Below are 7,188 nucleotides of genomic sequence, written 5' to 3'. Positions count from 1 at the left end.
GAATTACAGGTAAATTCGTTAACCATTCTACTTGTCTAAAGTTCAAAAACTCCAAATTTTGACCAAAACTCTACGTAAAATTTATCAAAAAATATCAATCGATAAACTCCCAAATCTACCTTTTTTGTGAAATTTTTTTAAATCACATGATTCTTATCAATTTTGGCGGGGAGACTAGCTAAAAACTTAGACACCTTACCCACGCTTCCCAATCCCTTTCTCCTAGATTTTTTTCAAACGAAAGAACATCTTGGCAAGTTTGCTTACAAATATCATGACTTGGAATAATTAGTTCAGAATTACAAGAAAGCGCAGCCATTTGAGTTTTGCAAGCAAGCTCTAGATGATAGCAATAAAACAAAGCCTCTTGAATTGTCTCGCCGCAGGTAATAAATCCATGATTACGAAGAAACATAACCTTCTTATCCGCAAGATCCAGAACCATTGGATCACCATGCTTTGAATCATCAAGCGCAAGCGCATTGTAAGTATGATAACTTACGCCTTCATAAAAATGCAATGCCCATTGACTGATTGGTAGCAAACCTTTTTTCATAGCGGATACTGCAACGGTTGCTATGGTATGTAGATGAAAAATGGAGTTAAGCTCATCTCTATTTCGGTAAATAGTACCGTGAATTACATATCCTGTTTTATTATATTGCTTCTCTTTTCCTTCAATAATTTCACCATTCAAAGAAACTTTTAATAGACTAGAAGGTGTGACTTCATCAAAACGATAACCAAAAGGGTATATATAATAATAGTCAGCTCCTTTTGGCCTTGCGGATAAATGAGTATATGTATGATCATCCATCCCAAGCTTTGCAATTATCCTGTAAGCATACGCTAGATCTTCTTTTATTTTAGTATCCATATTATAGCTTCTTAACTGAATTAGGTGAGTTAATTTTAGGCAGCTGCGCATCGTATATGAATACGTGAGCACAGGCTAATCTTGCGAAATTAACTCACCTAATTCAAGTTAATTTGCTACAGTCATTTACATGGCACAGTTAACAAAGTTAGTATAACGAAGTAGATTTATGGCCATTTTCGCCTGCAAAACCGGAATGTATTCAATAAATACAAAACTAGGCTTTGAGAACGAAAATAACACGTAAATTGACCATTAGACTAACTTTTACGCTGCTTCTAGTCGATAATAGTCCATCTGTCTATAACTTAAAGCTTCAGCAATATGATCTTTTCTTACATTGTTTGAACCTGATAAATCTGCAATAGTCCTGGCAACTCTTAGCACGCGGTTATAAGCACGCATAGATAACCTAAATTTTTTAGCAGCTTCATTAAGAATATCTTTGCCCTCATCAACAGGGATCGCATAATCAATAAGCAATTGGCCGTCAAGTCCATTGTTTAGCCTAATATTATACCCTTCATAACGCTGAGATTGAATCTCATGGGCACGTTTTACTCTTTTTGCAACACATTCACTCCCCTCTTCTCCTGAAACAGATAGTATCTGCTCATATGCAAATCCTTCTTCAAAGGACCCAACTTCTATATGTAAATCAAAACGATCTAAAATTGGTCCAGATATTTTTGATTGATAGCTAGTTGCGCATGAAGGTGCTCTACTACAAGCTTTAAACGGATCATTCAAATAGCCACATTTACATGGGTTCATAGCTGCTATTAATTGAAAATTTGCTGGATATTCAATATGAGCTCCAGAGCGAGAAATCAGCACCTTTTTTGTCTCTAAAGGCTGACGAAGAGCCTCTATAACCCCAGTATTAAATTCAGGTAATTCATCTAAAAACAACACGCCATTATGCGCTAAAGAAATCTCTCCTGGTTTTACTCTTCTGCCAGCGCCCCCACCAACCATAGCCGCTACAGTACATGAGTGATGAGGAGCTCTAAATGGACGTTCTTTTGTCAGACAACCATTTTCTAAATTACCGGCTATACTAGCAATAGTGCTGCACTCAAGAATCTCTGCTGACGAAAGTTCTGGCATTATGCCGGGTAATCTAGCGGCAAGCATTGACTTTCCGGCACCAGGAGGACCAAACATCAATAGGTTATGGCCGCCAGCTGCCACGATCTCAAGGGCTCTTTTTGCCACCTTTTGGCCTCTTATATCCTTTAAATCTGGATAATTCACATCGGAACGAAATAGCCCCGCTGAAGGTTGGTGCAGGCTTTGTGTTCCTTTAAAGTGATTTACCAATTCAAGTAAATTACCTGGAGCAAGGATATTTTCATTACCCGACCAGGCAGCTTCAGCACCATTGCTTTTTGAGCATATCAAACCCTTTCCGCGCGCTGTTGCACCCATAGCCACAGGCAGAACTCCGCTAACTGGCAGTATATTACCATCAAGCGACAATTCTCCTAAAATAAGGTAATTACTTATCTCGTCAGCAGGCAGCGCCCCCATACTAGCTAGAATTCCAGCGCTAATTGCCAAATCAAAGTGACTCCCCTCTTTTACAAGATCCGCAGGAGCCAAGTTAATCAATATCTTTTTTGCCGGCAAGCTCAGTCCAATTGATGATAAAGCAGCCCTGACTCGCTCTTTAGATTCGGCGATAGTTTTATCAGCGAGACCAACAATTATAAACTTAGGTATACCAGGTTCAATCTGAACCTGGACGTCTACATCAATAATATCAATACCATTAAAGGCTAAACTGGCTACTTTTGTTATCATTTATGGTTTTTTCATATGATGGATAATTGCATTATTTTTCATGAAGATTTTTACCTAATTATCAATTTTATATAATTTTCAAATATGGTAAGATCAAATCCATTCTTCATCTACAACAGTTTTATCAGTTCTTCGGTCGCCCGTATTTAAAGTTCCTGCTTTCTCCACCAAAAGCACATGCGCCTCATCATTAGCTACTGGTTTATGCTCCACACCTTTTGGTACTATAAAACTTTCACCAGCTTGTAATAATACTTCTCTATCTCTCATCATAATAGTTAGTTGGCCAGCAACTACTATAAAAAGCTCATATTGTCCTAAAATTTTAGGAGTCCAGGTTTCAGAAAATTTGTCAAATTTTTCTTTAAAATTAATAACTCCATTCACAACCCACTCCTCAATTTTTTATTTAATAAGATATAAAACAATAGTTATTACCACCCCTAAATTATAACGCCTAAATAAGAAACAACTGGACCATTCGCTATGGAAACCTATAAACACATATTTCGTTACCCAAAACTGGCATTATAATATGAATTTTGCTAAATCCATATTTTTCATAAAACCTGAGATTTGTTTATCAACAAATTTACTATCAATTTTTATCTTTTTATTGCTTGTATCACTAGCTTCAAAACTAACTTCCTCAAGCAAATTTTCAAGTATAGTGTGTAATCTTCTTGCACCAATGTTCTCTATTTCTACATTAAAGCTTGCAGCGTAGGTAGCTATTGAGTCAATTGCATCATCAGTAAATTCAAGGGCTACTCCTTCAGTACTAATCAATGCTATGTATTGCTTGATTAAACTTGATTCAGGCTCAGTCAAAATTTTTACTAGATCATCCTTAGTTAGAGAAGTCATTTCTACTCGGATTGGTAAACGCCCTTGCAACTCTGGTAATAAATCTGAAGGCTTAGACAAGTGAAAAGCACCCGAAGCTATAAACAATACATGATCAGTCTTGATTGTGCCATATTTTGTGACAACGCTTGTCCCTTCAATAAGCGGAAGCAGGTCTCTTTGTACGCCTTCTCTGCTTACTTCTGGACCCTTTCCTTCCGACCTAGAAGTAATTTTATCTATCTCATCCAAAAACACTATACCATCATTTTCAACTGAGTTTACCGCAATAGCAATAGTCTTTTCCTCATCAATCATTTTATCTGATTCTTCTGACGTAATGATGCTTATAGCCTCCACCACTGTCAGCTTCTTTTGTTTCATTTTATCTCCACCAAACGCCTTTCCCAACATATCGTTAATGTTAAGAACCCCCATGGCGCTACCTGGCATCCCAGGAATTTCAAAACTACCGCCTCCAACTGGACCAGTATCCTTAACGCTAATTTCAATTTCAGTTGTGTCAAGCTCACCATTCAAAATCTTTACTCTGAACTTATCTCTAGTTTCAGAAGAAGCTGATTTTCCTACAACAGAATCTAAAATGCGCTCTATTGCGGTGATTTTTGCTTTTTCTTCAACTTCTTTCTTAGCCTTTTCTTTTTGATATGAAACTGATATCTCTACTAGATCACGAATTATCGACTCTACATCACGTCCAACATAACCAACTTCAGTAAATTTAGTCGCCTCAACCTTGATAAATGGCGCTTCAGCTAATTTTGCCAATCTTCTTGCTATTTCAGTTTTACCAACACCAGTAGACCCAATCATTAAGATATTTTTCGGTACAATCTCACTTCTCATTGGCTCTGGCACTTGAACACGACGATATCGATTACGCAATGCAACTGCTACAGCTTTTTTCGCTGATTTTTGACCTACAATAAACCTATCAAGTTCCGCAACTATTTCAGCGGGGGTTAATCCCATTTTATTTTTTGAACTCATTTAACCTTCTCAGTAATAATATTATGATTTGAAAATACACAAATATCTGCTGCAATATTCATAGATTTTAGCGCAATTTCTTCAGCGTTCATTTTTGTCTCAATAGACATCAGAGCTTTCGCTGCTGAGAGAGCAAAAAATCCCCCTGAACCAATAGCAGCTACATTACCTTCTGGCTCTATTACATCTCCATTACCTGTTACAATTAATATGTTATCTTTATCAGCTACAATCAACATAGCTTCAAGCTTACGTAAGTATTTATCCGTGCGCCAGTCTTTAGCCAGTTCGACTGCGCTCCTAAGCAACTGATTTGAATATTTATCAAGCTTTGCTTCTAGTCTTTCAAATAAAGTAAATGCATCGGCTGTTGATCCAGCAAAGCCTGCAACAATTTTATTACCAGATAGCGTCCTTAGCTTTCTAGCAGTAGCTTTTACTATATGATTTCCTAGAGAAACTTGGCCATCTGCAGCAATCACAATATCTTTGCCTTTTTTTAGACAAAGTATGGTGGTGCCATGATGACTGGGGCTACGCGTTGAATTATCGGACATAATTTATTTCTATTTGTTTTATAAATGAACTTGTATAAATAGCATAAGTGATAGATAATCACCCTCATTCTAAATTGCAAGTAAGATTAAAAGATAATATTAAGAAGAATCACTCGAAACAAGGATATAATGTACAATAAGAATAATATTTTTGCTAAAATCATTAGCGGAGAAATTCCAGCTGAAAAACTTTATGAAGATGAAATGGTAATTGCAATTAAAGATATAAATCCTGCTGCTCCAATACACATACTTGTAATGCCTAAAGGAGAATATACTGATTTCGCTGATTTTGTTGAAAAAGCATCCCTTGCCGAAACTACTCACTACTTCAGAACTATTGCAAAAATTGCCAAAGATAATGGCGCTAATGAGTATCGTACTGTGAGTAACAAGGGAGCATCTTCTGGTCAATCTGTATTCCACTTCCATACCCACATTTTAAGTGGATCAAAAAACATCAATCTAGTAGATAAAAACCTATGAAAAAGAAATACGTAATTGCCCTAGTCGGAGCAACCGGAAACGTTGGCAGAGAAGTTTTAAACTATTTAGCTAGCAGAAATTTTCCTGTTAAACAAATCATTGCTCTAGCCTCGGAGAACTCGGTAGGTCGTCAAGTGAGCTTCGGTGATGACACACTAAAAGTAAACCTGATGAAAGGATTTGATTTTTCTGGCATAGATATCGCCTTTTTTTGTGCCGGCTCAGAAGTATCAAGAAAGTATGCTAAAGAAGCAGTAAGTAAAGGATGTATTGTAATTGATAAATCTTCATTATTCAGACTTGATGATAACGTACCGTTGGTTGTTCCAGAAGCAAACTTGCAAGTTCTCAAAAACTTCAAAGCCGGTATCATAGCAAATCCAAACTGCTGCACAATACCGTTATCTGTTGTATTAAAACCTCTTGATAACGCGGTTAAAATTAAAAGGGTTGTAATTTCAACATATCAATCGGTATCAGGTGCCGGTAAGTTGGCTATGGACGAATTATATAAACAAACAAAAGCTAAGTTCGTCTTTGAAAACCTTGATTCTCGCGTTTTTCCAAAACAAATAGCTTTTAACTTATTCCCACATATTGGAGAATTTAGAGAAGATGGTTCTACCGATGAGGAATATAAAATCCAAGAAGAACTTAAAAAAATAATAGGAAATCACATCAATTCGACAGTAACTTGTGTCCGGGTACCAGTTTTTGTTTCCCACGCGATGTCAGTTAATATAGAATTTGAAGATAGGATGGGAGCAGACGAGGCCGAAGAGTTATTATATGAAGCTGATGGAGTTGTTGTTCATAGCCTTGAAAATGAAATGAAATACGCAACCCCTATAGACACAGTTGAAAATGACGATGTGTTTGTTTCAAGGATACGAAATGACACTTCGAAAGTAAATTGTATTAATATGTGGATTTGCGCTGATAACTTAAGAAAAGGTGCGGCGCTTAACGCGGTCCAAATAGCGGAAGAACTTATAAAAAATTGACACTGATTTTAGTATTATGAAACTATCTGAAGATGACATAAACTTAGTCCAAAAGCATAAAGCTAAGTTTGCTTCCTTTAAGTATTTGGGAGATGATGGTTTTTTAAAACAGATTGATGTTCCCGCCAGAGCTATAAAAAACAGTATTTTTTTCGCGGCAACTAATCTTAACCTACATCCAATTAAGTCTAAAGCTTTCATTGACCCATTTAGAAGTGAATTAACAACCAGTTTTTACTGCGAAAATCATGCTAGCACCACAAATCAGCGTAATGTAGCTGAAAAAATTCATGATTCTGCTAATTATCCTTTATTTAATGAGTATTTTGCTCAAATTAGCTTTTGGGTTGTAGATGAAAGTTGCGAAAATAATGGTCTGCATTGTATAGCAGACCCAATCGATCAATACGCAAATTTAAGAGCAGACATAATTTCTACTCTAGAAAACATTGGAATTGAGTCAACTTATCACCATCACGGCAAAACAAATAATGAATCTGTGATTGGTATTAAGGGTAAGACAGTAATTGATCTTGCGGATAATATTATTATTACCAAGTTTATCATAGCAAATGTCTCGGCTAGCTACAGTACTCACATT

The 7,188-nt window shown here is 36.5% G+C and carries 8 protein-coding genes; 3 read left to right on the top strand and 5 right to left on the bottom strand.

The window, feature by feature from the left end; all coding sequences use genetic code 11:
- Positions 1 to 178 precede the first annotated feature (178 nt).
- The 5 genes from Megvenef_RS06470 to hslV form a co-directional block, all read right to left on the bottom strand.
- The gene (locus Megvenef_RS06470; protein WP_322777161.1) at positions 179 to 877 is read right to left on the bottom strand and encodes a class II aldolase/adducin family protein; all 699 of its coding nucleotides are present in this window, start codon (positions 875 to 877) and stop codon (positions 179 to 181) included.
- A gap of 267 nt (positions 878 to 1,144) precedes the next feature.
- Positions 1,145 to 2,683 (bottom strand): YifB family Mg chelatase-like AAA ATPase, encoded by a 1,539-nt coding sequence (locus Megvenef_RS06465; RefSeq protein WP_322777160.1) that lies wholly within the window; start codon positions 2,681 to 2,683, stop codon positions 1,145 to 1,147.
- 93 nt (positions 2,684 to 2,776) lie between these two features.
- On the bottom strand, positions 2,777 to 3,070 hold the full coding sequence (locus Megvenef_RS06460) for a cupin domain-containing protein (RefSeq protein ID WP_322777159.1): 294 nt from the start codon (positions 3,068 to 3,070) through the stop codon (positions 2,777 to 2,779).
- A 141-nt stretch (positions 3,071 to 3,211) separates the two neighbouring features.
- Complete coding sequence (hslU, locus tag Megvenef_RS06455) at positions 3,212 to 4,540, bottom strand: ATP-dependent protease ATPase subunit HslU (protein WP_322777158.1); 1,329 nt, start codon at positions 4,538 to 4,540, stop codon at positions 3,212 to 3,214.
- Entirely contained in the window at positions 4,537 to 5,097 is a 561-nt protein-coding gene (gene hslV / locus Megvenef_RS06450) for an ATP-dependent protease subunit HslV (RefSeq protein ID WP_322777157.1), read from the bottom strand. Before hslV ends, hslU begins: the two co-directional genes overlap by 4 nt.
- 129 nt (positions 5,098 to 5,226) lie before the next feature.
- On the opposite strand from hslV, the gene Megvenef_RS06445 reads away from it, so the two are divergent.
- The 3 genes from Megvenef_RS06445 to Megvenef_RS06435 all read left to right on the top strand — a co-directional run.
- Positions 5,227 to 5,583: an HIT domain-containing protein gene (locus Megvenef_RS06445; RefSeq protein ID WP_322777156.1), complete on the top strand. Its 357-nt coding sequence runs from the start codon at positions 5,227 to 5,229 to the stop codon at positions 5,581 to 5,583.
- Entirely contained in the window at positions 5,580 to 6,587 is a 1,008-nt protein-coding gene (gene asd / locus Megvenef_RS06440; RefSeq protein ID WP_322777155.1) for an aspartate-semialdehyde dehydrogenase, read from the top strand. Before Megvenef_RS06445 ends, asd begins: the two co-directional genes overlap by 4 nt.
- 16 nt (positions 6,588 to 6,603) lie before the next feature.
- The coding region (locus Megvenef_RS06435; protein WP_322777154.1) for a type I glutamate--ammonia ligase at positions 6,604 to 7,188 on the top strand (585 nt) is incomplete at its 3' end.

Origin of the sequence: Candidatus Megaera venefica (assembly GCF_034554655.1) — a bacterium.
Taxonomy (GTDB): domain Bacteria; phylum Pseudomonadota; class Alphaproteobacteria; order Rickettsiales; family Rickettsiaceae; genus Megaera_A; species Megaera_A venefica.
The sequence above is the reverse complement of the archived record's forward strand: the minus strand, read 5'-3'. Positions and strand labels throughout refer to the sequence as shown.

Coding starts and splice junctions, on each gene's coding strand:
- Megvenef_RS06470 (WP_322777161.1), bottom strand. CDS start 877: ATGGATACTAAAATAAAAGAAGATCTAGCGTATGCTTACAGGATAATT.
- Megvenef_RS06465 (WP_322777160.1), bottom strand. CDS start 2,683: ATGATAACAAAAGTAGCCAGTTTAGCCTTTAATGGTATTGATATTATT.
- hslU (WP_322777158.1), bottom strand. CDS start 4,540: ATGAGTTCAAAAAATAAAATGGGATTAACCCCCGCTGAAATAGTTGCG.
- hslV (WP_322777157.1), bottom strand. CDS start 5,097: ATGTCCGATAATTCAACGCGTAGCCCCAGTCATCATGGCACCACCATA.
- Megvenef_RS06445 (WP_322777156.1), top strand. CDS start 5,227: ATGTACAATAAGAATAATATTTTTGCTAAAATCATTAGCGGAGAAATT.
- asd (WP_322777155.1), top strand. CDS start 5,580: ATGAAAAAGAAATACGTAATTGCCCTAGTCGGAGCAACCGGAAACGTT.